This window comes from Rhizobium sp. P1_E6, from assembly GCF_056405875.1.
Window position 1 is genome coordinate 1 of record NZ_JBFUBG010000076.1, and the last position, 19,583, is coordinate 19,583.

A 19,583-nucleotide genomic window follows, 5' to 3' on the forward strand; every position below is an offset into this window, starting at 1 on the left:
GAATGTCTCAGCGCCGATGATGCTTTTCCCGTCATATTTCTCGGCCTGCAGGATGATGACGTATTTATCGTCCTGCCGGAAATAGCCGTATTGCGGGATTTCGATATTGATCGGCTTTCCATAGCTGAGGTCATCCTGCCCGGCAGCAAATATCGCGGTTCCGTTGTCGACATCTTCGGGTGCTGCGCCCCGGCCGGTCAGAAAGCCCGAGCTCGGCAAGGTCGGCCACTTGGCGGCGCCGCTGAAAAGCAGGGCGGCGCAGAGCGCGATGGCGAGCGCCCTGATGGTCTTGAACTCAGTTGCCTTTGCCATGGTCCACTCCTGCCATGCGGGGAAGGGGCGAGGGGTGCTTCATCCTATGAATCCTCCCTGCAGCCGGAAGTTCCCAAAAACCGTCAACCGAAGGCAAGGGCAAGCCGGGAGAGCCGCACTGCACAATTTTATTCGCGATGGCGCATATAGGGCACAGGGGGTCCGGTAGCCGGATACCGGCGAGAGCCGAGGGCTCACTCTTCCTTCTGGTTTGGGGCCTTGATGTACTCGCAGATCGAAGTGAAATAGACGGTCTGCCCGCCATGTTCGATCTTCGACAGGCCAAATTCCCAGACGGCGAATTTATCGGATTCGTAATAGACGGCGGCGCCCAGGAAAGCGTCGAGCCGGCCGCAATCGCCCATGCCGGTGCCGGTATAGATAGGCAGGGTCTTGTCCTTGAGCTTGCCCTTCAGGACCTTGTCGACCTCGAAATCGCCGCGCGTCATCCGGGGCGGCGGCTCATCGCCCTGCGAAACCGGCAGCGGGACACCGTAGGTCACGAGCTTCATGCGGCCTTTCACAACGAGGTCGGCGCTGGAGAATTTCTCCTTTTCGGACATTTCCTTGCAGCTGCAGGCGGCGGCCTGCGAGGCTGTGAGCCCCAGGAAAAGCGATGCAAGAATTGCGGCTGCGACATGACATGACTTCATCGAAATCCCCATTTGAAAGACAGCACCATCCACCCCGGCCGCTTCTAGGCATGATTGCAGAAAGTGGCGGGTCGATGGCAGAACAAGCCGTCGCCTGATCCTTCTGAAGACGTTGTGGGGCAGGGCTATCCCTAGCGGCAACAGCCGCTTGTCCTGCTTCGCTGCGGCGAATTTCCGGGTGTTCGGGCGGACACTATTCTTCAATTCAGAATTGACTCTATGCCAGAGTCGGATAACCAATAGCGACACGCAAGAGGGATGTCGCGAATGGATTTGTTGCCACTCCGGACCTCTGCTGAAGCGGGCTTTTAAGGAAGCGCGAAATTGAAGCTCTCGGCCGCTAGGAGCAGGGCACAGGCAATGGCTTCCAGATTTTGGGATGCAGATGGCGCGCTCAGGAAAGAGCTTCGCCCAGGGGAGATCATCCTCTGGAAAGGGCGGCCCAATATGCGGGCAACTGCAGCCATCGAGCAGGGGCAATTCTGGGTGGGACTATTGACTGCCGGCGTCGGCACGGGATTTTTATTCCCCTCTCTCAACGATTACATGCTGTCGGATGCACCCAAGGGTCCTGTGGGTGTGTTTTTCGGCCTCTTGTTCTTCGGATTTGGTCTTCTGAGCGTTCTACATGGAATTCGGGCGGTACTGGTGACGCGTCGCACGGTTTATGCGGTCACTGACCACAGGCTGTTGATCGTCAAAGACCTCAGGCGCAAACAGGTGACGACGATCGCTCCCTCGGCCATCAATGCCGTGGAGCTCACGCAGGGACGTGATGGTGCCGGATCGATCACGTTCCGCCGGGAAACTGTCGATGACGACAAGGTTGTAAAGCTGGCATTTCTGGGTGTGCACAACGTCGGCGAGGCCGCTGCGGAGATCGAGAAGCTGCGGCTTGGGGCGGCTGCGGCGAGGCGAACCTCCGCATCATAGCGGTAAACCAGTGAAACTGCCTGTCTGCGGCCCCTTTAGCCGGCCTCATCCGCTTCGCGCGTCATCTCGACCATCGTCGGGCGGAATCCCATGGCGGCGAACAGGCTGCGGGCGATGTCGTTGCGGTAGGCGGTGGAGAGCACGAAGCGTTCGGCGCCGAGGGATTTCAAGCCGGCCATCGCCGCTTCCAGCAGCATTTTGCCGACGCCTTCGCGGCGGCGCGCCGGATCGACGAAGAGATCGTGGATGACGCCTGCCGGCCCGCGAAGGGACATATAGTCGAAGCCTTCCGAGACCGCATAGGCATAGCCGAGCAGCGCGCCGTCCTCTTCGGCGACGATCACGATCACCTCTGGTCGCGCGAGCTGGCTTTCGAGGAACTGCCCGTATCGCGCCGGCGTGCTTTTTGCCGCCTCGATGAAGCGCCTGGCGTCCAGTTCGTGATGCAGCGCGACGAGCAGGGCGCCGAAGCCGCCGAGAATTTCCATGTCGCCCGATGTGGCAGGGCGGATCTTTACTGCATGTTCAACCGGCTTCGTCGCCATATGTGGTTCCAGTGGGCTTTCGATTCGCCTCGATCGAAAGCGCCGTATCGATGCCGGCGCCTCGGGGGCTGAGATTCCTATTACATCCAGGCAGGCCCCAAGGCCATATCCTCAACGGGTGATGAAGTCTGCGGGCTGAGCACGCATTTTATCCGGATATGAGCGGCCGCTTTCCGCGACTTGCGAATCTGCCTCCCTTTGGAGGAGCTGTCGGGCAGGACAGGGGGGCGTGAGCCACCACACAACGGCGCGGCTTTCAGCCTTTCAGCGAGGCTACCGGCCGCCGGCCGCGCAAATGGTATTCTAACGCCAAATCAGCCGTTTACGGGCGGAACTTGTCGGCGATTTTAAGCCTTTCCGTTGATTTCTGTTGCCAAATTTAAAATTGACCGTATATTACGCAAATCGACCATTGCTTGTGACGTCGTTGAAGAGCCTTGCGCTCTCGTCAGATTTCCTTCCAAATAATCGACCCAATCCCGCAGGGTATCGCGGGGAACTTCAACGGTTGCTTTGAAAGGAGATCGTTATGAATACAGGTACAGTCAAGTGGTTCAACGCCACCAAGGGTTTCGGTTTTATCCAGCCGGATAACGGCGGCACCGACGTTTTCGTCCATATTTCTGCAGTTGAACGCGCAGGCTTGCGCTCGCTCGCAGACGGACAGAAGGTTACCTACGACATCGTGCAGGACCGTCGTTCGGGCAAGAGCTCTGCCGACAACCTCCGCGCTGCCTAAGAAATTGTCACGACTTTGCGCGACCACGGATGTACTGGCGCGCAAAGGCGATGACTGAGGCCAGGAACTGGCCGGGGAAGGTCGGGAGCAGTCCCGGCCTTTTATTTTGATTTCATGTGGAGAACGATATGGTAAACCGTCGTTATCGACCTGGTGATACCATCATGCTCAAGCATGGCGTTCTCGGCAGTGTCCAGCCTTCGGGCTCCGGCAACATTCTGTCCGTCATGCCGGCCGCGCAAGGCTTCGTCCATTATCGCGTCCGGTTCCAGAACGAGAATTTCGAGCGCAGCATCCGTCAGGATGATATAGACGTGCTCGCATCGCATTCACCGCCCTTGCCTTCCGAAGCGCGAGCGGCTACCGAGAGTTCGAAATCGAGCTGGATCAATTCGAATTCGATCCGCATCAGGAAATAACAGCAGCAACGCTGATTAAGGAGAAAACTTGCAGGTACTCGTCCGAGACAACAATGTCGATCAGGCACTGCGCGTTCTGAAGAAGAAGCTGCAGCGCGAAGGTGTGTTCCGCGAAATGAAGGAACGCAGCGCCTATGAAAAGCCGTCGGAAAAGCGCGCCCGCGAAAAGGGCGAAGCCATCCGCCGCGCCCGCAAGCTCGCCCGCAAGCAGGCGCAGCGCGAAGGCCTGCTCCCGGCACCGAAGAAGAAGGTGATGCCCGCCCGCGGCGGTCGCTGACGTTTTCCCGGTTTCCGAATCCATCGAGAAGGAGGAAACATGACCGAGACGAAAGACACGTTCTTCAAGCCCGAAAAGCTTTCGCCGCAGGCGAAGGCCGAGCAGACGACGTCTGTCGCCAGGGACATCCTCGAAAGCGAAGCTGTCGCCCGACAGAAGAAGACGGAAAAGCTGCGCGCGCTGAGGCTCGCCCAGCCCGCCCCCGAGGCGCCGGTAAAGAAGACCAGGGCGCCGAAAAAGGGATAGAGGCCTTTTGGCCTCGCCTTGCTGTGGCTTCGTGTGATTGATGATTTTGAAGCGGTGCTCTTTGGGCGCCGCTTTTTGTGTTTGGCCGTTGGCCTGTCGCGGTATAAGCCGCTCTGAGCTCCGCCACTTTTGCGTTGTGCCGTGTGGCCACCCCCTCTGTCCTGCCGGACATCTCCCCCACAAGGAGGGAGATTGGCTGGGCGTACCGACTTCCCCAAGCAATCAACGTTGCAACTTGGCGTGACGACAAAGTGACTTGAAGGTCACGCCACTTGTCGATCTCCCCCTTGTAGGGGAGATGTCCGGCAGGGCTTTCTCGGGACAAATTTGTCACACGAAGCCCATCCCGATTTGCCAAAACTGCAAATGACCGATCTGCCGAGGCCTCAACATACTCGCTGTCAGGGGCTGCAAAAAGACCCCGCCCCAAACCCCTCCCCACAAGGGGGAGGGGCTTAACGTGCCGCGCCCGCTTTCTAAATCTTCGACGTTTCGGGGAGGGCGAGGCAGTGCCTTAGGTTAGTCCCTCCCCCTTGTGGGGAGGGGTTGGGGAGGGGTTTTTCGCAGCAATCGGCTGCGTCTCCACACCTCACCCAAACCGACTCAGGCCCGCACCTCGAAGATCATGTTGAACGGCGTTTCACTCGAGCGGCGGAAGTGGTGATATCCCGCATCGAGCGCCACCTTGCGCAGTTTCATCTCGCCTGCCTGCGCGCCAAGCCCGAGGCCGACCTCCTGGGCCATGGAGGCGGGCGTGCAGATCATCGTCGAGGCGCCGTAATAGACGCGGCCGACGGGGTTGAGATTGTCCTTCAGCCCGTCATGGGCGAAGGGTTCGACGATCATCCAGGTGCCGTCCTTTTTCATCGTCTCGCGGATATGGCGGCCGGCCCCGACAGGGTCGCCCATGTCGTGCAGGCAGTCGAACATGGCGACCAGATCATAGTTGCCGGCCGGAAAATCCTTGGCCGATGCCTTGCTGAAGGTCACCCGGTCGGCGACACCCGCCTCCTTTGCGGCGCGCTTTGCCCGGTCGATCGACGGACCGTGATAGTCGAAGCCGTGGAAATGCGATTTCGGGAAGGCCTGGGCCATCAGGATCGTCGAGGCGCCGTGGCCGCAGCCGACATCGGCGACTTCCGCCCCGCGTTCCAGCTTTTCCTTCATGCCCTTCAGCGCGGGAATCCACTCTGTCACCAGATGGCTGTTATAGCCCGGCCGGAAGAAGCGCTCCGTGCCGCGGAAAAGGCAGGTGCTGTGTTCATGCCAGCCAAGACCGCGCCCCGTGCGGAAGGCTTCCTCCACCTTCGGCTCGTCCATCCACATGGACTGCACGATTTCGAAGGCGCCGCCGAAGAAGGCGGGGCTGTCCTCATTGGCGAAAACCAGCGCCTGCTCCGGCGTCATGGCGAATTTGTTCGAGGCTTCGTGATAGGTGATGTAATCGGCAGCTGCCATGGCGGCCAGCCATTCGCGCACATTGCGCTCGGTGAGGCTCGTCGTTTCCGCAAGCTCCATCGAGGATCGCGCCCGCCCGTCCATCATCGCCTTGAACAGGCCGAGATGATCGCCGAGCACGACGAGAACGCCTGATACGCCGGCCCCGAGATCGCCCACCAGGCGACCGACGAGTGCATCGACTTTCTGCATGTCAGGTTGCTGCATATCGGTTTTCTGCATGACACCCTCCTCAAGATGCGCCAGCCCCAGCCCGATAGATCGACCCGCCGATGAATCTATGCCGGAGCGGCAGACAGTCAATGCTGCATTCGGGTTAGGGGAGCGGGTGAGGGCAGACGGGTCAGGCCAGCGGTCGCAGGTGGAAGAGTTGCGGCAAGCCGCGCAGGGGCAGATCGACCGCGGCGGGAGAAATGGCGGCCAAGGTCGACCCCTCCGGGAACACCATCGCCGGCCGGGAAATAAAGTGCCACGCCGTCTTTTCCGCGCTATAATGATCGGCTGCCATTTAGACGGAAAGGTGAAGCCATGAAGAGGCTAGCAATCGTTGCCCTGTCGGTGGTCGCGGCGCTGACGAGCGCGCCGCCGGCCGTTGCATTTCCCACCATTGTCGCCCCCGAAGTCGAGGCGCTTCAGGCCCAGCCCGTGCGCTACCGTGGTTACGGCGGCTATTACGGCGGCTATCGCGGCGGATACTATCGCCACCATGGTGGTGACGGTTGGGGTTTGGCGCTCGGCGGCCTGGCCGCAGGCGCAATCATCGGCGGAATGCTGGCGCAGCCCAGATATTATGGTTCTGGTTATTACGATCAGGGCTACTACGACCGGGGCTACTACGGCTCGACCTATTACGCTCCGCGATATTATGCGCCACGCTATTATGCGCCACGCACTTACCGCCGGGCCTATTATGGCGGCAATGCACATACGCGCTGGTGCTTTGCGCGTTACCGGTCCTACAGGGCTTACGACGACACGTTCCAGCCCTATTACGGTCCGCGACAGGCTTGCGTCTCGCCCTATTATTGATGGCCCGCACGAGGGATCATTGCGCCAGGGGAAACGAGCCCGGTGTGCTGGCGACCCTGGTGCGTCCGCCAGGACAGGCGGCGCTGCAAAGCGGTTGACGCAGGCACCGCCGCGCTGCTTTGGTTGCGTCGGAAGCGCCGCCTGATCACTTAGCCTGCCTACGGAAGATCGATTTCGCCGTCCACCACGTGGTTGAGGCCGGTGCCTTCGGCCGTCAGCGTCATGCGGACCTTCAGTTTTTTGCCGCCGATCTGCCCGTCGCGCACCGTCTCCTCGATCTTGCGCTGCGAGGTCACGCCGACTTCCTTCAGGAACTTGCGGATCGACATGTTGAAAGCGTCTTCGCTCATGGTGAAATCCCCTGCATCCGGAAGGGGATTGTAAGGGAAGGCGAGCAGTCAGGAAAGCTGAATGGGGCGTACGGCGCCGATAATCAACCCGAGCCGGGAGATCGACCCGATACCCGTCACCGCAGGGGAAGCCCGCTGTCATAAAACTGATGCAGCATACTTGCTAGTGATTTGCAATTGCAAATCAGGAATAGATTCATGGACAGGCCCGGATCAGAGACGCGTCTATTGTTGCCCTTGGTCGTGCTCTCGGTCGCCCAGTTGATAGGGTGGGGCGCGGTCAGTTTCCCGGCGGTCGTCAGCCGGGACATGGCGGCGGATCTCAACATCGACATATCGACGGTGTTTGCGGGAACCACCGTTTTCTACGTGACGATGGGTGCCTGCGCGCCGTTCCTCTCGCGCCTTTTTACCAGCATCGGGGCGCGTCCGGTCATGATCGGCGGAACGATCATGTCGGCTTTCGGCCTGGCGCTCGTGTCATTGTCGCATTCGCCCGTCACTTATTTCCTTGGCTGGCTGGTACTCGGCGCGGCAGGAAGCGCCAGTCTCACCACGCCGGCACACATCCTTCTCAACGAGATCGCCGGCCGCAATGCGGCGCGGGCGATTGCGAGCCTGGCGCTGGTCTCCGGCCTGTTCGGCACGGTTTTCTGGCCTCTCACATCGTTCCTGTCGGGAGAAATCGGATGGCGCGGCGCGTGCGAAGTCTATGCCGTCGTCATGATCACGGTCTGCCTGCCGCTCTACATCTTCGGCCTGCCGGCAAGGAGCAAAGCCGCAGCCGTTACCAAGGCGACGACATCCAGGGGTTCGGGAAGATCCTATGACCGGACGTTCTATCTGATCGTCGCTGCCATCGCGCTCAATGCCTTCATCACCTTCGGTTTCAGCTCCATTCTGATCGAGCTCCTGAAGGCCGAGGGCCTGAGCCCGACGCAGGCACTTGGCTATGGCTCGGCGCTCGGCATCGTGCAGATCTGTGCCCGGGGGCTCAATATCGTCACGGAAAAACGGTGGGACGGCGTAACGATAGGGGTCGCCTCATCGGCAATCCTGTGCGGATCGCTGGTCATTCTCTTCGGCGCTCAGGGCTCGCCGGCGGCCATCGCCGTTTTCCTGCTCCTCTATGGCATCGGCAGCGGGGCGCTCGCCGTCGCAAGGTCGACCATTCCGCTTGTCTTCTATGACAAGGGCGAGTTTGCAAAGGCGCTTTCGCGGATCGCCCTGCCATTGAACTGGATCTCTGCAATCTCTCCTCCGGTGCTGATTTCCCTGATGACCAATCTCGGGAGCAGGGCGGTGCTGATCCTCTGCCTGCTTTGCTCCTGCACCGCCATCCYCGTCCTGCTTTTGCTCAGGGGCCGTCGTCCGGTCAGCGAAGCCGTCGTGAACCCATAAGGCCGGGTGGATGGCGGCCCGTCCCTTTCCCGGCGACGGTAGGGACAGGCCGCCGTCGCAGCGCTATTTCAGCGGCAGAAAAAGATCCACGACGACCTCATGGACCGGCACATCAGGGAGGAAGGAAAAATGCCGCTGGCAATAGATCGGGAAATCGCGCGCTTCCTCGCCGCTGGCCGGTAGCCAGTCGCGGTAGAGGTAGAGCGCTGCGGGTTCCAGATTGTGGGTATCGTTGACGACGCGGATGACCGCGCAGCGTCCGGCCGGGATCACGCCTGACTTCATCACCTCGTCATCGGCTTCGATCGGCCTGTCCGTCCCGACACACAGGTCCATGCTGTAATCGGCGGGGATCGCGGGTGTCCTCGGGGACCGGAAGATATTGAAGGTGGGGCTGGTCTCGGGTGACAGGCCGAAGGCCTTGCGCCAGGCGATGAAGCGCTCGATGGTGGCGCCAAGTGTTGCCCGGTCGCCCCGATGCTCCAGGATCGCCACCGGCGTGGCGGGCACATCGCGGATCGTCACGTCTTCTTCTTCATAGATTATCTGCATGAGCTTGCTCCTTGCGTTTTCGAGAGGCCTGAAGGCCGCAAGCCACGGAACCCAGTCGGGCGATTTCCGGAACGACGAAGGCGATTGCCCGAACCGTTGCCTGAAGGCGCGGGCGAAGGCATCCGGTGCACCGTAGCCGGCATCCATTGCTATGTCGGTGACGCTCTGGTCGCCCTTGGCGGCCAGCCGGTGTGAAGCGCGCTTCAACCGGGCAAGCTGGACATAGCGATGCACCGACAAGCCGAAGGTCGCCGAGAACTGCCGGTGAAAGTGAAACTTCGAGAAGGCCGCGATGCTGCTCAGCGCGTCGAGGTCCAGATCGTCGTCCAGATGCCGGTCTATGTGATCCAGCACCCGCTGCATCCGGGCATGGTAGTTTCGAAGCGCTGCCTTCATCGTTCCGTATTCTCCGTGGCAGCACCAACTAAAGGCAGGCAGACATGACGCGCTCGACCGATCTTGCGGTTTTAGCGTCCGGACGACGCGGATCGTCTTATGCGTGATCCGTGTCGTAGCGCAGGCGGTTGTCCTCGATATTTCCCCTGTTTTCAGCCGCCCAGTCGGCGAGGTGGCGCACCGTTTCCGAGAGCGAATGCCCGAGCGGCGTCAGCGTATATTCGACCTGCGGCGGCGTGCTGGGGTGAACGGTTCTTGCAATCATGCCGTCGCGTTCCAGCGTCTTGAGCGTCCGCGTCAGCATCTGCTGCGAAATCCCGCTCACCTGCCGTTTGAGCCCGTTGAACCGCAGCGCTCCCCGCCGGAGTACGACGACCACCTGGATGGTCCATTTGTCGCCGACCCGGTTCAGGATTTCGCTGACACCCTTGCAGTCGGCCGCTGTCGGCCTGGCAGTCACATCCATCTGACCTGCTCCCAAAGATATGCTTTTGACGGACGATTTTAGGTCCCATAAGTGGCTGTGGTCAACAATAGAGACCTTGTCTCCCCGGAGATGGGTCACCACCAGGAGACCACCATGAACCTCATCTATTATCCGGGCGCCTGCAGCCTTGCCGATCACATCGCGCTCATCGAAACCGGGCTTTCCTACCGGTTGATCAGCATCGATCATGGCAAGAGGACCGGGGATGGCCGCGATTTCCTGTCGATCAATCCGAAGGGTTATATTCCGACGCTCGAACTGGAAGACGGAACGGTCCTGACCGAGAACCAGGTCATCCTGAACTATATCGCCGAGAAGAGCGGCAAGCTTCTGCCTGGAGATGGCATTCTTCGATGGCGGGTGCTCGAGGCGCTTGCCTTCATGTCGTCGGAGATCCATTCGCGCTACCAGCCCTTCTTCAGGGATTTCCCGGAGCCAGAGAAGGAGCGCGCCCGCGGAAAGCTGGCGCAGGCCTTCGCCATCCTTGCCGACCAGATGGGCGATAAGACATTCCTTGTCAGCGACGAGATGACGATTGCCGACTGCTACCTGTTCTGGGTCCTGATGGTCGCACCCAGGAGCGGCGTCGAGCTGCCGGAGGCGCTCGCCAGATCTTTCGACCACATGCGGGCGCTGCCCTCCGTGATCAGGGCGCTTGCCGAAGAGGGACTCGGCTGATCGCGGAAATTACCGGGACCGGCGGGCGGGAGGAACTTTTGCCCGCCTGAATTGTTGGCCTGACGGCGCCCCCAAACCAGGAGAACAATCATGAAGCCTTTCCTCATCGCCGGCCTTGCCGTGCTGATCGCATCTCCCGTCCTCGCTCAGACGGCGGCGGAAAAAACCGGTGTCAATTCCGTGCTCGGCGTTGCGCCGAAAACGGAGGATTTCGTGGCGGAAGCGGCGACATCCGACATGTTCGAGATCGAATCCAGCAAGCTTGCGATCGCGCGCTCCGATGCATCGACCAAGGCCTTCGCAGAACAGATGGTCAAGGATCACCAGAAGACGACGCAGGAACTGAAGGCGCTGGTTTCCAGCGGCAAGGTCAGCGCGAAGATCCCGCAGGCGATGACATCGGGGCAGCAATCCATGCTCGACAAGCTCAAAGGCCTGCAGGGCGAGGATTTCACCAAGCAATATCATTCCGACCAGGAAGATGCCCATGAGGATGCGGTCGATCTCTTCAAGCGCTATGGCGACGAAGGCGACAATGCGGACCTGAAGGCCTGGGCCGCCAACACGCGCCCGGCGCTTGAGCATCACCTGCAGATGGCAAAGGATTTGGACAAGTAAAGAATGGCCGAGGAGGCGGGAATGGCAAGCCTGCATAAGCGGGCGGAAGTTCCCGCCTTGACGTTCTCCTGCAAGTCATTAGTCTTAACTAAAATAAATGACGGGAACATGCAGGCAATGACTGGGCAAAACGTTCACTCGTTCGATATGTTCGATGAAGTAGCCTGCGATGCGGGGATCTATACCTGGGATATCGTCAGGAACCTCGTCTTCGCAGACAGCGCGGTGGCCGTGCTTTTCGGCCTCGACCCCGACGCCACGGTGCATGGCCTGCCGCTGGAAGACTATCTGGCACGCGTGCATCCCGATGACCGTCCGGATCTGGCAAAGAAGATCTCTGATGTCATCGTTGCCGATATCGCGCAACAGAACACCTATCGCGTCCAGGGCAAGGACGGGCGGTACCGGATGGTTGCGGCATTCGGCCGGGCCTTTCGCGACCACAGCGGATCGCCCGTGCTCTATTCCGGCATCGTCGTGCCGATGGCCGAGCCGGAGGATGAGGGATTGCGGACGCATTAGAGGGCCGTGTGTCCATTCGGACGCACGAAGGACGCTCCAACTCTTCAAATCGACGTGCGGATGCTTCTCGCGATCATCATCTCAGCAAGAGTGATTTCTTCCGGGCTGCGGGCTTGCGCGGCGTCAGCGGCAGGCCGGCATCGCAATTGCGCATGACCAGGGTTTCAGTGACCGACTCGTCTTCATAGGTCTCCTGCATGCGGATATAGACCGCCGACAGGGTGGGATCGAGGGAAAGCGCCTGCCGGACCAGGAATTCAGCCCTTCCGGCGTCGCCGCAGRCCATGTTCGCAGCAATCTGGTAGAGCGACTTGCGCCTCGTCTGGAAGGGCAGTGTAAGGGCGACGCGTATCATGTCTTCGAAACGGCTCAACGCGTAGAGGGCCGCCACCCGCTCTTCGGTGATCCAGACCGGCAGGAAGGGATCGAGCGTCTCGGCGCGGTCAAGCATTTCCAGCGCGCGCTCAGGCTCTCCCGCATAGACATAGAACGCCGCGCTGCGGCCGAGAATATAGGCGTCGTTCGGCGCGAGTTCGTGGGCACGAATGTGATGGTAGCGCGCCGAAACGAAGTCGCCCGATTTCATCTTGATCGCGCCCATGATGCGATGGGCTTCCGGGTCGGACGGGTCGAGGGCGAGCGCATGTGCCACCTGCTGTTCGGCCTTGTGCATGTCAAAGCTTGGCAGGTTGCTCCATGAGCAGACATGCATTGCGAAAGGACGGCCGAAACCGGGGTCGGCGGCCATCGACCGCTCGAACCAGGCCATGGCTTCGTGCACGTGAATATCCGACACGCCAACCAGGCGGTGATGGTCCACACCGCGCAGGTAATACTCATAGGCCGTCATGTTCTCCGGGCGCTTCAGCCGCGCTGCTGCAAGTTCCGACTGCTCGATCCGTCCGGACACGGTTGCTGCAACGCGAGCGATGATCTCGTCCAGCACATCGAGCAATTCGCGAAACGGACGCTTGATACGATCCGACCAGATGACGAGACCCTCTCCGGTCTCGGTCAGCGCGATGTTGACCCTGAGGTCGTCGCCCGCCTGCCGGATCGAGCCGCTGATGACGTAGCCGACGCCGAGAAGGCGGCCGATCTCGACGGGATCTTTCGTCGTCAGCGCGGTTGCCGCCGAGCGCGAACTGACGAACAACCCCCTCAGGCGGCTGAGTTCGAGCGTCAGGTCGTCGGTAATGCCCTCCGCCAGGAAACATTGATCGGCAACAGCGCCAGGCGCCACGTCGAACCGCGCCACCGTGATCGAGTTGGTCCGGGGGGATTGGCTGGCATTGGGAGCGGATCGTGTCGGAGCGAACTGAAAGACGTGACGGTCCACCAGCTCGGTGACGCGGTAGATCCGGATCGGCTCCAGGATTCCCTTCAGCTGCCGTTCGCCGATATCTTCGAATCCGCAGGGCGAGATCCGCCGGACCTGGTCGTAAAGCAGCCCGGAAACCTCGATTGCGCCGGGGGGCGCAGACGCCTCGATGCGCGCGGCGATATTCACCCCGTCGCCGCGCAGGTCCGAGCCGACGACGACGACATCGGCGAGATGGAGGCCGAACCGCATGTCGCCGCCGCTCGCTCCAGGAAGGGCGGCAATCTCGGCGCGCGCCTCGATGGCGGACCTGAGCGCATTGACGGGACTGGCGAATTCGGCGAGCAGGGCATCACCCGCCGTGCCGAAGACCCGGCCGTCATGGCGCTGGACGACCATGCGAACGGTCTCGAGCACAGTGTCGATCCGGGCAATCGCGCCTTCCTCATCCGATTCCATCGCGGTGGTGGAGCCGACGAAATCCCCGACCATGATCGTGGCCAGCTTGCGTTGCATTCTCGATCCCTCCCGCAACAGAAGCACGCGACGATCCAATGTAGCACATTCACGGGCCCGGATGTCCGGGGATTGGCAACGCTGGCGATACGATGGCAAGCCCAGGGAGGCTTTCTACAGTAGGACTGGCCGACCCCGATTGATCCCGGTTTTCGGGTCGATGCTCTTGAGCGCCTTCGCGGTCAGTCCGCGCTCGATATTGACGGAGGGCGGATATCGGCTGCCGATCCGGGCTCGCCGCCGTCGCGGTTGAAATCGTCATTGGCCTTCTCGTTGGCCTCGGTCGTTTCCGCCGCCTCTTCCTCGCCGACATCGGTTTCTTCGCCGGCGCGCCGCCAATGATCGAGATGGCGGCCCTCCGGCCGGCCTTCTTCCACCCAGATCCGATAGGCGCGCTCACGTCTCTGCTGCAGGTCGTCCATGGCATTCCTCCGTGTTTACGAGGCAGCATAACGGCCGATCGTGACGGCAGTTCCGTCGTTGTCGATCTCGTGAACGATGACAGCAATCGGCGCTCCCTCGGTCATGACGGGTGTCGACCCTTTACCGTCATTCGCGAGGCTGGCCACGCGCGCCCGGTCCGTTGCAATTGGCGCCTATGCGACTAGCTTAACGCCTACGCCACGGCGCTGGCGCAGAGACGATAAAGGGAAGCAAGGCATGTGCCGGAATATCAAACCCCTGTTCAATTTCGATCCGCCAGCGACGGACGAAGAAATCCATGATGCGGCGCTTCAGTTCGTGCGCAAACTCAGCGGAACCAACAAACCATCGAAACGCAACGAGGCCGCGTTCGAGAGCGCCGTCATGTCGATTGCGCGATGCGCCCATGAATTGCTGGATTCGCTGGAGACTTCCCAACCGCCACGCGACCGCGAGGAAGTCGCCGCAAAGGCGCGGGCACGATCCGCGACCCGCTTCGCATAGGAGCGCCTTGTAACTCCTGAGGCATCCTTCCCTCGGAATGGGATTGCTGGCGCGAGTCGCCGCTGGCAGGCCGGCAGGTGTGGCTCGAGAAACCGGCTGCGCTGGATGGTCGAACGACGAAAACCTGGAAGAGATGAAGCCCACCCTGCCTCTTGAAGGAGAAAAGATGAAACGCATCGAGATGGAAGTGAGCGGCGGCTGCCAGTGCGGTGCCGTGCGCTACCACGCAAGCGCCATGCTCGACAATTCGCATCTCTGCCATTGCCGCATGTGCCAGAAAGCCTCGGGCAACATCTTTGCCGCGCTTGTCGCCGCGCCCGATGATGCACTCACCTGGACACGCGGCAAGCCTGATGTCTGGAAGAGCTCGGAGCTTGTCGAGCGCGGCTTCTGCGCCAATTGCGGCACGCCCTTGTTCTTCCACCACCTCGAAAACGGTCGCACCAACCTGATGATCGGTTCGCTTGACGATCCGAATGCCTTCTCGCCGCTTGCCAATACCTGCACCGAGAACATGGTGGCGTGGTTCGAAACGATCACGGACATGGAAAATACCGGAGCGACCGAAAGCAACGGCGCCGACTGGGCCGCGGCGATCAAGGAGAGCAGCAACCAGCACCCCGATCACGACACCGCCTCATGGCCGGTGAGGGCGCGCGATGGCTGAGTCCCATTCCGCCGGTCACGAGTGGATGGGCTACGGCTTGATGCCGATGTCGAGCAGATCAATGGAGACGGCGACCCGATCGAGGAGGGGTCGGTTGTCCGCATCGGTTGCGTAAACCCTGCGTTTCGTCGGGATCGTCAAACCAGCGAAATCCTGGTGGTCGCTTGCATAGTTGGCGCTCCTGGTGCCACCCATGATTTCGGCGCTATAGTCATGGCGTCGCAACAGACCGTCCGAATTGAAATAGAAGGTCTGCACGGTGGAATGGCTCGGGACGGTCGGCGGGAATGTTACCTTCAGCCGGCGCCAGATTTCATCCTCTTCCTGCCACGGCTCGACCTCTTCCGTCATGAAGCCGGGAAGCTTGAAGAGGAAGGGTGTGGTCAGATAGGTCCACATCGCATAGCCGGTGAAGTAGATCAGGTGCTGTCGGTCCCAGGGCGTGGGGATCGTGTGTCCTTCAAAAAACGAACGCGTTGCGACGCGCTGCTCAATGACTTCGCCGCTGTCGGCAACGATCGCCGTTCGTTCCGGCTCCCAAACGCAATGCTGTCCTTCCTCCAGGAAGGGAGTGAATTCGGTGTGCGGACGACGGGTGGAAACCGAGGTGTGGATATCGGCATAGACATCCGGCCAGCCCTTCACATGCCAGATCGCGCCGCCAACCTTGATGTGCGCATGCAGTTGCTCGATCTGCTGCCAGCGTTCCCAGCCTCCATGAGCTTCAATTGCGAGATCCAATAGGTCGGTCATTCCAAGGCCCTCCGGTTCGTGTGATCATGCAGGTTTAATTTTGAAACCTATCGACATCTTTCTCTATTCGGTTTAACTTTGCAACCGTAATTTGGATGGGAGCGGAAAAATGAAGGGCAAGCGAACTGACATGGGGGACGCCCAGTGCGGGATCGCGCGTTCTCTGCAAGCCGTCGGAGATTGGTGGTCGCTCCTCATCGTCCGGGAGGCTTTCAAGGGACGTCGACGATTTTCGGAGTTTCAGAAGAGCCTCGGGCTGGCAAAGAACATCTTGTCGGCTCGCCTGCGAAAGCTCGTGGAGGAGGGCATCTTCACGGTGGAGCCGGACCCTGACTCCRCACTGAGCCATCTCTACCTTCTGACGCCGAAAGGGCGCCAGCTGAGCGTGGTCCTTGTCGCGCTCTGGCAATGGGGGGAAGAGAACTGCTTTGCGGAGGGGGAGCTGAACTACGCGGTCGTGGACAGTTTGAACCGGCAGCCATTGCCGAAGCTCCAGCTTGCAGCCCGGGATGGTCGAATCCTGGACCCGGAAGAGTTTCGTATTGAAGCCAGGGGGTCGCTGATCCCCGGGATCGCTGATTGAACCTCGGTCTCCGGGGCTGATCGGATTGCGAGGCGCCCCGTCCAACTGAAGGGGATGACGAGTCGAGATTAGCGACGAACGTTTTCGTATCGCTTCATCCAACGTCCCGTCATCCCCGCTCACATCAGCCTGCGTTGGCCGGTACCGGCGTGTTGAGGAGCTGCTGTTCCCAGAGATATGCGATGCCGCTGCCGGCAGCGTGCTCCTTGATCACCTCGGTGATGGCGCCGGCCGTCTCCAGCCGGGCCCAGTCACGCTGCCATTCAGCTGCCAGCGCCAGCCACGTCATCATGTTCGCACCGGCTGCGATCATGCGCTGGATCGCGACCTCATGGGCCTCGACCGAAGTGCCGCCCGACGCATCGGTGATGACGGTCACGTCCCAGCCTTCGCCGAGAGCCTGGATCACCGGCATCGCGACGCAGATCTCGGTCCACAGGCCGGCAATGATCAGCTGCTTGCGGCCCGTTGCCTTGACCGCATCCACCACYTTCCTGTCCTCCCAGGTGTTGATGAACGTCCGGTCGATCACCTCCTGGCCGGGGAACACGTCAGTGATTTGCGGGAAGATGAGGCCGCCGCGCGCAGCCACCACGCTGGTCAGGATGGTCGGCACGCCGAAAGCCCTGGCGGCCTTTGCCAGTGCCGCAGAATTGTTGACCACCATGTGCGGATCGTGGCTGTTCAGGTTGGCGAGCTGGTAGGGCTGGTGGTCGATCAGAACGAGTACGGAATCATCAGGGCGAAGAAGCGAGGCAAGGCCATTACGAAAGGTCATGAATATATCCTCTGCTGCCGTTTTATGTGTGAGTTCGGTTTACCGGCAGACATACGCTGACAGCGGCGCCGCCTGCGAAGCGGACACTGTCATTCCTGTTTTTGTTACGGTAGCCTGCTTTGATGCCAAGCTGTGTCGCAAAACGGGGAACGCTGACGTGGAAATCGAAGATCTCAGGACATTCGTTGAAGTTGCCGGTGCCGGGGGAGTTTCGCCCGCCGCACGGCGGCTCGGCATTTCCAAATCGATGGTCAGCCGGCGGCTCATCCGGCTCGAAGCGGAACTCGGCGTCCAGCTTCTTGCACGGACGACCCGCGGCGCGGCTCTGACGGAAGCGGGGATCACCTTTCGGGACCATGCAGCCAGGGTCTGTGCCGAGATCGACGTGGCGAAAGAAACGATCCTGCCTTCCGGTGACCTGCGCGGCCGCCTGCGTGTTGCCGTGCCGCATGCTTTCGGCCCCAGCCACTTCGCGCATGTGCTTGCGCAGATGGCGCAACGCCATCCCGAACTGCACATCCATACGTCCTACAGCGATCGCTTCGTCGATCTCATCGCGGAGGGCTTCGATTGTGCAATCCGGGTCGGCTTCCTTCAGGATTCCAACATGGTCGCAAGACGCATCGGTCCCCTCTACGGGAAGCTGGTCGCCAGCCCTGATTATATCAGGAGGCATGGCGCCCCCGAGACGCCGGAGGAGCTCGCCGGCCATGAGGCCCTCATGCAGGGAACGGAGGCCTGGCAATTCCTCGACGGAGACGAGATCATCACGGTTCATCCGCGGGGACGCTTCAAGGCCGACAACGCGCTCGCCCTTGCCGCCGCCGCACTGGCGGGGGTCGGCATAGCCTGGATTCCCGATGGCGTAACCGATGAGTATATCGCTTCCGGCGCGCTGGTTCCGGTCATGACACGCTATCCGCCACCGCCGGCGGGCATCTACCTCATCCGCCCGGCGGGGCAGCATCCCGCAAGGAAGATACGCGTCCTTACGGACATGCTGATCGATTGTTTCGTGGAGGCTCCGCCACCCTTGGGCGTCGGCAGTGCGCAGAGGGGAGAGGATCTTTTTCATGCGGGATCTGTCAGAGATCGTAGTGGACGCCGGTAATACGTTCCAGGTCGTCAAACAGCGCGCGCTGCAGGCGGATCATCGGCATGAGGCGCGGTCGTTGTTTCCTTGGGATTGCCGTGCAGCTCGAATATCTTGCTCGGGGCGTAATAGCCGCCTGGGCGAGCATTCGGGAGCGTGGCTGCCATGAGGGTAGGCCAAGCGCCATGCTCTGCGTCTTGCAACAGGGATACCTGCAACCTTCGTGCTGAAGGTCGTCCGTCCCGGCGAGGTTTCGCAAAACTCTTGTTGATGCCCTGCGTTACTGTTGCAGACGTAGACCTCGAGGAACAGCCGCGCCGATCGCCGCCGCTGCCTTGACGCCGTCACTCTCGCGCGGGCCGCCGCGGATGGCGTCGATCACGGCGCGAAGCGGCGGCGCCATCTGCCGTTGCGCCGGATAGCAGAGGTGATAGCCGGGGAAGGGGGCGGACCAGGTCTCGAGCAGCGCGACAAGGCGGCCCTCCGCGATGTGGGGCGCGATCAGCTGCTGGCTGGCAAATGCAACACCGACTCCGTCGACGGCCGCCTGCACCCCGAAGTCCTTCATGTTGGAGATCAATGGGCCGTCGATTGCGACTTCGAACCACTTGCCGTTTTCCATGAACTCCCATTTGTATGGCGTCTTCTGCCCTGGCCATCGCCAGCCGATACAGCGATGGGCGAGAAGGTCGCGCGGATGAGCCGGCGTCCCGCACCGGGCGAGATAGTCGGGCGAGGCGACCACGGTCTGTCGTAGGTCCGGGCCGAGTTTCACCGCAATGAGGTCCTTGTCGATCACCTCCCCGAGGCGGATGGCAACGTCATAGCCTTCGGCCACGATGTTCACGACGGCGTCGTCGAGCGTGATGTCTAGCACGACCTGCGGATAGGCGTCGCTGAAGTCACGGAGGATCGGCGTCAGGTAGAGGTCCGCGGCCGCCCGGAAGCAGTGCAACCGCACGGTCCCGGCGGGACGGGCGCGGCGCTCGCGGGTCTCGCCCAGCGCCTCCGCCAGTTCTTCCACGGCGGGCTGTACCCGTTCGAACAGCTTGGCCCCCGCCTCGGTCAGGGAGACGCTGCGGGTGGTGCGGTTGAACAAGCTGACCCCGACCCGCTCCTCGAGCCCTCGGACCATCTGGCTGAGCGCAGAGGATGACACACCGAGGTTCTCGGCCGCCCGGCTGAAGTTCAGCGAACCGGCAACGGCCACGAAGGCGCGGAGCTGGTTGAAGTCTCCGGCAGACGGAAGGGAAGGTTTCATGATCGCCTCGATTGCTTAGCCCAGCTTATAAGGCTGATTAGTGCGCGCGGACTAAACGTTGCCGCCCCC

At 61.1% G+C, this 19,583-nt stretch carries 27 protein-coding genes; 14 read left to right on the plus strand and 13 right to left on the minus strand.

Features of this window, described 5'->3' with window-relative positions; genetic code table 11:
- Together AC1D35_RS26530 and AC1D35_RS26535 are read right to left on the minus strand one after the other, a co-directional pair.
- The coding region (locus AC1D35_RS26530; RefSeq protein ID WP_477940890.1) for a hypothetical protein at positions 1–312 on the minus strand (312 nt) is incomplete at its 3' end.
- Positions 313–506: 194 nt separating this feature from the next.
- Complete coding sequence (locus AC1D35_RS26535; RefSeq protein ID WP_113309150.1) at positions 507–965, minus strand: hypothetical protein; 459 nt, start codon at positions 963–965, stop codon at positions 507–509.
- A 360-nt stretch (positions 966–1,325) separates the two neighbouring features.
- Here AC1D35_RS26535 and AC1D35_RS26540 point away from each other — a divergent pair, with 360 nt between their 5' ends.
- Positions 1,326–1,898 carry a PH domain-containing protein gene (locus AC1D35_RS26540; protein ID WP_113309127.1) on the plus strand — a complete coding sequence of 191 codons (573 nt, stop codon included), beginning with the start codon at positions 1,326–1,328 and terminating at the stop codon, positions 1,896–1,898.
- 35 nt (positions 1,899–1,933) lie between these two features.
- On the opposite strand, the gene AC1D35_RS26545 is transcribed toward AC1D35_RS26540, so the two are convergent.
- The gene (locus AC1D35_RS26545; protein ID WP_477852204.1) at positions 1,934–2,443 is read right to left on the minus strand and encodes an N-acetyltransferase family protein; all 510 of its coding nucleotides are present in this window, start codon (positions 2,441–2,443) and stop codon (positions 1,934–1,936) included.
- 529 nt (positions 2,444–2,972) lie between these two features.
- Between AC1D35_RS26545 and AC1D35_RS26550 the strand changes: the two genes are divergently transcribed.
- From AC1D35_RS26550 to AC1D35_RS26565, 4 genes are all read left to right on the plus strand, one after another.
- Entirely contained in the window at positions 2,973–3,182 is a 210-nt protein-coding gene (locus AC1D35_RS26550) for a cold-shock protein (RefSeq protein WP_007819041.1), read from the plus strand.
- A 128-nt stretch (positions 3,183–3,310) separates the two neighbouring features.
- Positions 3,311–3,601 carry a cold-shock protein gene (locus AC1D35_RS26555; RefSeq protein WP_113302127.1) on the plus strand — a complete coding sequence of 97 codons (291 nt, stop codon included), beginning with the start codon at positions 3,311–3,313 and terminating at the stop codon, positions 3,599–3,601.
- A gap of 28 nt (positions 3,602–3,629) precedes the next feature.
- Positions 3,630–3,878 (plus strand): 30S ribosomal protein S21, encoded by a 249-nt coding sequence (gene rpsU / locus AC1D35_RS26560; RefSeq protein WP_007819039.1) that lies wholly within the window; start codon positions 3,630–3,632, stop codon positions 3,876–3,878.
- A 39-nt stretch (positions 3,879–3,917) separates the two neighbouring features.
- A complete protein-coding gene (locus AC1D35_RS26565; protein ID WP_113302128.1) occupies positions 3,918–4,124 on the plus strand; it encodes a hypothetical protein in 207 nt (68 codons plus the stop codon).
- A 603-nt stretch (positions 4,125–4,727) separates the two neighbouring features.
- Here AC1D35_RS26565 and AC1D35_RS26570 read toward each other — a convergent pair.
- Positions 4,728–5,789 (minus strand): class I SAM-dependent methyltransferase, encoded by a 1,062-nt coding sequence (locus AC1D35_RS26570; RefSeq protein WP_113311404.1) that lies wholly within the window; start codon positions 5,787–5,789, stop codon positions 4,728–4,730.
- 321 nt (positions 5,790–6,110) lie between these two features.
- Here AC1D35_RS26570 and AC1D35_RS26575 point away from each other — a divergent pair, with 321 nt between their 5' ends.
- Positions 6,111–6,611 carry a BA14K family protein gene (locus tag AC1D35_RS26575; RefSeq protein WP_477833105.1) on the plus strand — a complete coding sequence of 167 codons (501 nt, stop codon included), beginning with the start codon at positions 6,111–6,113 and terminating at the stop codon, positions 6,609–6,611.
- Positions 6,612–6,769: 158 nt separating this feature from the next.
- Here the strand turns inward: AC1D35_RS26575 and AC1D35_RS26580 are convergent, their stop codons facing one another.
- Complete coding sequence (locus AC1D35_RS26580; protein WP_113301962.1) at positions 6,770–6,961, minus strand: DUF6494 family protein; 192 nt, start codon at positions 6,959–6,961, stop codon at positions 6,770–6,772.
- Positions 6,962–7,159: 198 nt separating this feature from the next.
- On the opposite strand from AC1D35_RS26580, the gene AC1D35_RS26585 reads away from it, so the two are divergent.
- Positions 7,160–8,362 carry an MFS transporter gene (locus AC1D35_RS26585; RefSeq protein ID WP_477940895.1) on the plus strand — a complete coding sequence of 401 codons (1,203 nt, stop codon included), beginning with the start codon at positions 7,160–7,162 and terminating at the stop codon, positions 8,360–8,362.
- 63 nt (positions 8,363–8,425) lie between these two features.
- Here the strand turns inward: AC1D35_RS26585 and AC1D35_RS26590 are convergent, their stop codons facing one another.
- Together AC1D35_RS26590 and AC1D35_RS26595 are read right to left on the minus strand one after the other, a co-directional pair.
- A complete protein-coding gene (locus tag AC1D35_RS26590) occupies positions 8,426–9,310 on the minus strand; it encodes an AraC family transcriptional regulator (RefSeq protein WP_477852200.1) in 885 nt (294 codons plus the stop codon).
- A 97-nt stretch (positions 9,311–9,407) separates the two neighbouring features.
- Positions 9,408–9,776 carry a winged helix-turn-helix transcriptional regulator gene (locus AC1D35_RS26595; RefSeq protein ID WP_113301959.1) on the minus strand — a complete coding sequence of 123 codons (369 nt, stop codon included), beginning with the start codon at positions 9,774–9,776 and terminating at the stop codon, positions 9,408–9,410.
- A 114-nt stretch (positions 9,777–9,890) separates the two neighbouring features.
- Here AC1D35_RS26595 and AC1D35_RS26600 point away from each other — a divergent pair, with 114 nt between their 5' ends.
- The 3 genes from AC1D35_RS26600 to AC1D35_RS26610 all read left to right on the plus strand — a co-directional run bounded on the left by AC1D35_RS26600 (position 9,891) and on the right by AC1D35_RS26610 (position 11,615).
- A complete protein-coding gene (locus tag AC1D35_RS26600; RefSeq protein ID WP_113311389.1) occupies positions 9,891–10,475 on the plus strand; it encodes a glutathione binding-like protein in 585 nt (194 codons plus the stop codon).
- Positions 10,476–10,565: 90 nt separating this feature from the next.
- The gene (locus AC1D35_RS26605) at positions 10,566–11,093 is read left to right on the plus strand and encodes a DUF4142 domain-containing protein (RefSeq protein WP_477852199.1); all 528 of its coding nucleotides are present in this window, start codon (positions 10,566–10,568) and stop codon (positions 11,091–11,093) included.
- A 117-nt stretch (positions 11,094–11,210) separates the two neighbouring features.
- Positions 11,211–11,615 (plus strand): PAS domain-containing protein, encoded by a 405-nt coding sequence (locus AC1D35_RS26610; protein WP_113301956.1) that lies wholly within the window; start codon positions 11,211–11,213, stop codon positions 11,613–11,615.
- Between the two features lie 76 nt (positions 11,616–11,691).
- Here AC1D35_RS26610 and AC1D35_RS26615 read toward each other — a convergent pair whose 3' ends face one another.
- From AC1D35_RS26615 to AC1D35_RS26625, 3 genes are all read right to left on the minus strand, one after another.
- Positions 11,692–13,452 carry an adenylate/guanylate cyclase domain-containing protein gene (locus AC1D35_RS26615; RefSeq protein WP_477940899.1) on the minus strand — a complete coding sequence of 587 codons (1,761 nt, stop codon included), beginning with the start codon at positions 13,450–13,452 and terminating at the stop codon, positions 11,692–11,694.
- 182 nt (positions 13,453–13,634) lie between these two features.
- Positions 13,635–13,874: a DUF2934 domain-containing protein gene (locus tag AC1D35_RS26620; protein WP_477833110.1), complete on the minus strand. Its 240-nt coding sequence runs from the start codon at positions 13,872–13,874 to the stop codon at positions 13,635–13,637.
- A gap of 15 nt (positions 13,875–13,889) precedes the next feature.
- Positions 13,890–14,021 carry a hypothetical protein gene (locus tag AC1D35_RS26625; protein WP_477852197.1) on the minus strand — a complete coding sequence of 44 codons (132 nt, stop codon included), beginning with the start codon at positions 14,019–14,021 and terminating at the stop codon, positions 13,890–13,892.
- A 91-nt stretch (positions 14,022–14,112) separates the two neighbouring features.
- On the opposite strand from AC1D35_RS26625, the gene AC1D35_RS26630 reads away from it, so the two are divergent.
- Together AC1D35_RS26630 and AC1D35_RS26635 are read left to right on the plus strand one after the other, a co-directional pair.
- Positions 14,113–14,379: a DUF2277 domain-containing protein gene (locus AC1D35_RS26630; RefSeq protein ID WP_113301953.1), complete on the plus strand. Its 267-nt coding sequence runs from the start codon at positions 14,113–14,115 to the stop codon at positions 14,377–14,379.
- Between the two features lie 166 nt (positions 14,380–14,545).
- Positions 14,546–15,046, plus strand: a complete 501-nt coding sequence (locus tag AC1D35_RS26635; RefSeq protein ID WP_477852195.1) for a GFA family protein — start codon at positions 14,546–14,548, stop codon at positions 15,044–15,046.
- A 30-nt stretch (positions 15,047–15,076) separates the two neighbouring features.
- Here the strand turns inward: AC1D35_RS26635 and AC1D35_RS26640 are convergent, their stop codons facing one another.
- Entirely contained in the window at positions 15,077–15,799 is a 723-nt protein-coding gene (locus tag AC1D35_RS26640) for a hypothetical protein (RefSeq protein WP_477852194.1), read from the minus strand.
- A gap of 109 nt (positions 15,800–15,908) precedes the next feature.
- Here AC1D35_RS26640 and AC1D35_RS26645 point away from each other — a divergent pair, with 109 nt between their 5' ends.
- Complete coding sequence (locus AC1D35_RS26645; protein WP_477940904.1) at positions 15,909–16,382, plus strand: winged helix-turn-helix transcriptional regulator; 474 nt, start codon at positions 15,909–15,911, stop codon at positions 16,380–16,382.
- Positions 16,383–16,506: 124 nt separating this feature from the next.
- On the opposite strand, the gene AC1D35_RS26650 is transcribed toward AC1D35_RS26645, so the two are convergent.
- Positions 16,507–17,160: a hydrolase gene (locus tag AC1D35_RS26650; RefSeq protein WP_113311381.1), complete on the minus strand. Its 654-nt coding sequence runs from the start codon at positions 17,158–17,160 to the stop codon at positions 16,507–16,509.
- Between the two features lie 157 nt (positions 17,161–17,317).
- On the opposite strand from AC1D35_RS26650, the gene AC1D35_RS26655 reads away from it, so the two are divergent.
- Positions 17,318–18,271, plus strand: a complete 954-nt coding sequence (locus AC1D35_RS26655) for a LysR family transcriptional regulator (RefSeq protein WP_477833116.1) — start codon at positions 17,318–17,320, stop codon at positions 18,269–18,271.
- Positions 18,272–18,533: 262 nt separating this feature from the next.
- Here AC1D35_RS26655 and AC1D35_RS26660 read toward each other — a convergent pair whose 3' ends face one another.
- Positions 18,534–19,514, minus strand: a complete 981-nt coding sequence (locus AC1D35_RS26660; protein WP_113510645.1) for a LysR family transcriptional regulator — start codon at positions 19,512–19,514, stop codon at positions 18,534–18,536.
- Positions 19,515–19,583: the final 69 nt, after the last annotated feature.

What these genes read in the sequence shown, in the direction of transcription:
- AC1D35_RS26555 (WP_113302127.1), top strand. Translation starts at nt 3,311, where the DNA reads ATGGTAAACCGTCGTTATCGACCTGGTGATACCATCATGCTCAAGCAT.
- AC1D35_RS26635 (WP_477852195.1), top strand. Translation starts at nt 14,546, where the DNA reads ATGAAACGCATCGAGATGGAAGTGAGCGGCGGCTGCCAGTGCGGTGCC.
- AC1D35_RS26570 (WP_113311404.1), bottom strand. Translation starts at nt 5,789, where the DNA reads ATGCAGCAACCTGACATGCAGAAAGTCGATGCACTCGTCGGTCGCCTG.
- AC1D35_RS26550 (WP_007819041.1), top strand. Translation starts at nt 2,973, where the DNA reads ATGAATACAGGTACAGTCAAGTGGTTCAACGCCACCAAGGGTTTCGGT.
- AC1D35_RS26605 (WP_477852199.1), top strand. Translation starts at nt 10,566, where the DNA reads ATGAAGCCTTTCCTCATCGCCGGCCTTGCCGTGCTGATCGCATCTCCC.
- AC1D35_RS26575 (WP_477833105.1), top strand. Translation starts at nt 6,111, where the DNA reads ATGAAGAGGCTAGCAATCGTTGCCCTGTCGGTGGTCGCGGCGCTGACG.
- AC1D35_RS26600 (WP_113311389.1), top strand. Translation starts at nt 9,891, where the DNA reads ATGAACCTCATCTATTATCCGGGCGCCTGCAGCCTTGCCGATCACATC.
- AC1D35_RS26660 (WP_113510645.1), bottom strand. Translation starts at nt 19,514, where the DNA reads ATGAAACCTTCCCTTCCGTCTGCCGGAGACTTCAACCAGCTCCGCGCC.
- AC1D35_RS26590 (WP_477852200.1), bottom strand. Translation starts at nt 9,310, where the DNA reads ATGAAGGCAGCGCTTCGAAACTACCATGCCCGGATGCAGCGGGTGCTG.
- AC1D35_RS26540 (WP_113309127.1), top strand. Translation starts at nt 1,326, where the DNA reads ATGGCTTCCAGATTTTGGGATGCAGATGGCGCGCTCAGGAAAGAGCTT.
- AC1D35_RS26610 (WP_113301956.1), top strand. Translation starts at nt 11,211, where the DNA reads ATGACTGGGCAAAACGTTCACTCGTTCGATATGTTCGATGAAGTAGCC.
- AC1D35_RS26580 (WP_113301962.1), bottom strand. Translation starts at nt 6,961, where the DNA reads ATGAGCGAAGACGCTTTCAACATGTCGATCCGCAAGTTCCTGAAGGAA.
- AC1D35_RS26630 (WP_113301953.1), top strand. Translation starts at nt 14,113, where the DNA reads ATGTGCCGGAATATCAAACCCCTGTTCAATTTCGATCCGCCAGCGACG.
- AC1D35_RS26640 (WP_477852194.1), bottom strand. Translation starts at nt 15,799, where the DNA reads ATGACCGACCTATTGGATCTCGCAATTGAAGCTCATGGAGGCTGGGAA.
- AC1D35_RS26565 (WP_113302128.1), top strand. Translation starts at nt 3,918, where the DNA reads ATGACCGAGACGAAAGACACGTTCTTCAAGCCCGAAAAGCTTTCGCCG.
- AC1D35_RS26545 (WP_477852204.1), bottom strand. Translation starts at nt 2,443, where the DNA reads ATGGCGACGAAGCCGGTTGAACATGCAGTAAAGATCCGCCCTGCCACA.
- AC1D35_RS26595 (WP_113301959.1), bottom strand. Translation starts at nt 9,776, where the DNA reads ATGGATGTGACTGCCAGGCCGACAGCGGCCGACTGCAAGGGTGTCAGC.
- AC1D35_RS26620 (WP_477833110.1), bottom strand. Translation starts at nt 13,874, where the DNA reads ATGGACGACCTGCAGCAGAGACGTGAGCGCGCCTATCGGATCTGGGTG.
- AC1D35_RS26535 (WP_113309150.1), bottom strand. Translation starts at nt 965, where the DNA reads ATGAAGTCATGTCATGTCGCAGCCGCAATTCTTGCATCGCTTTTCCTG.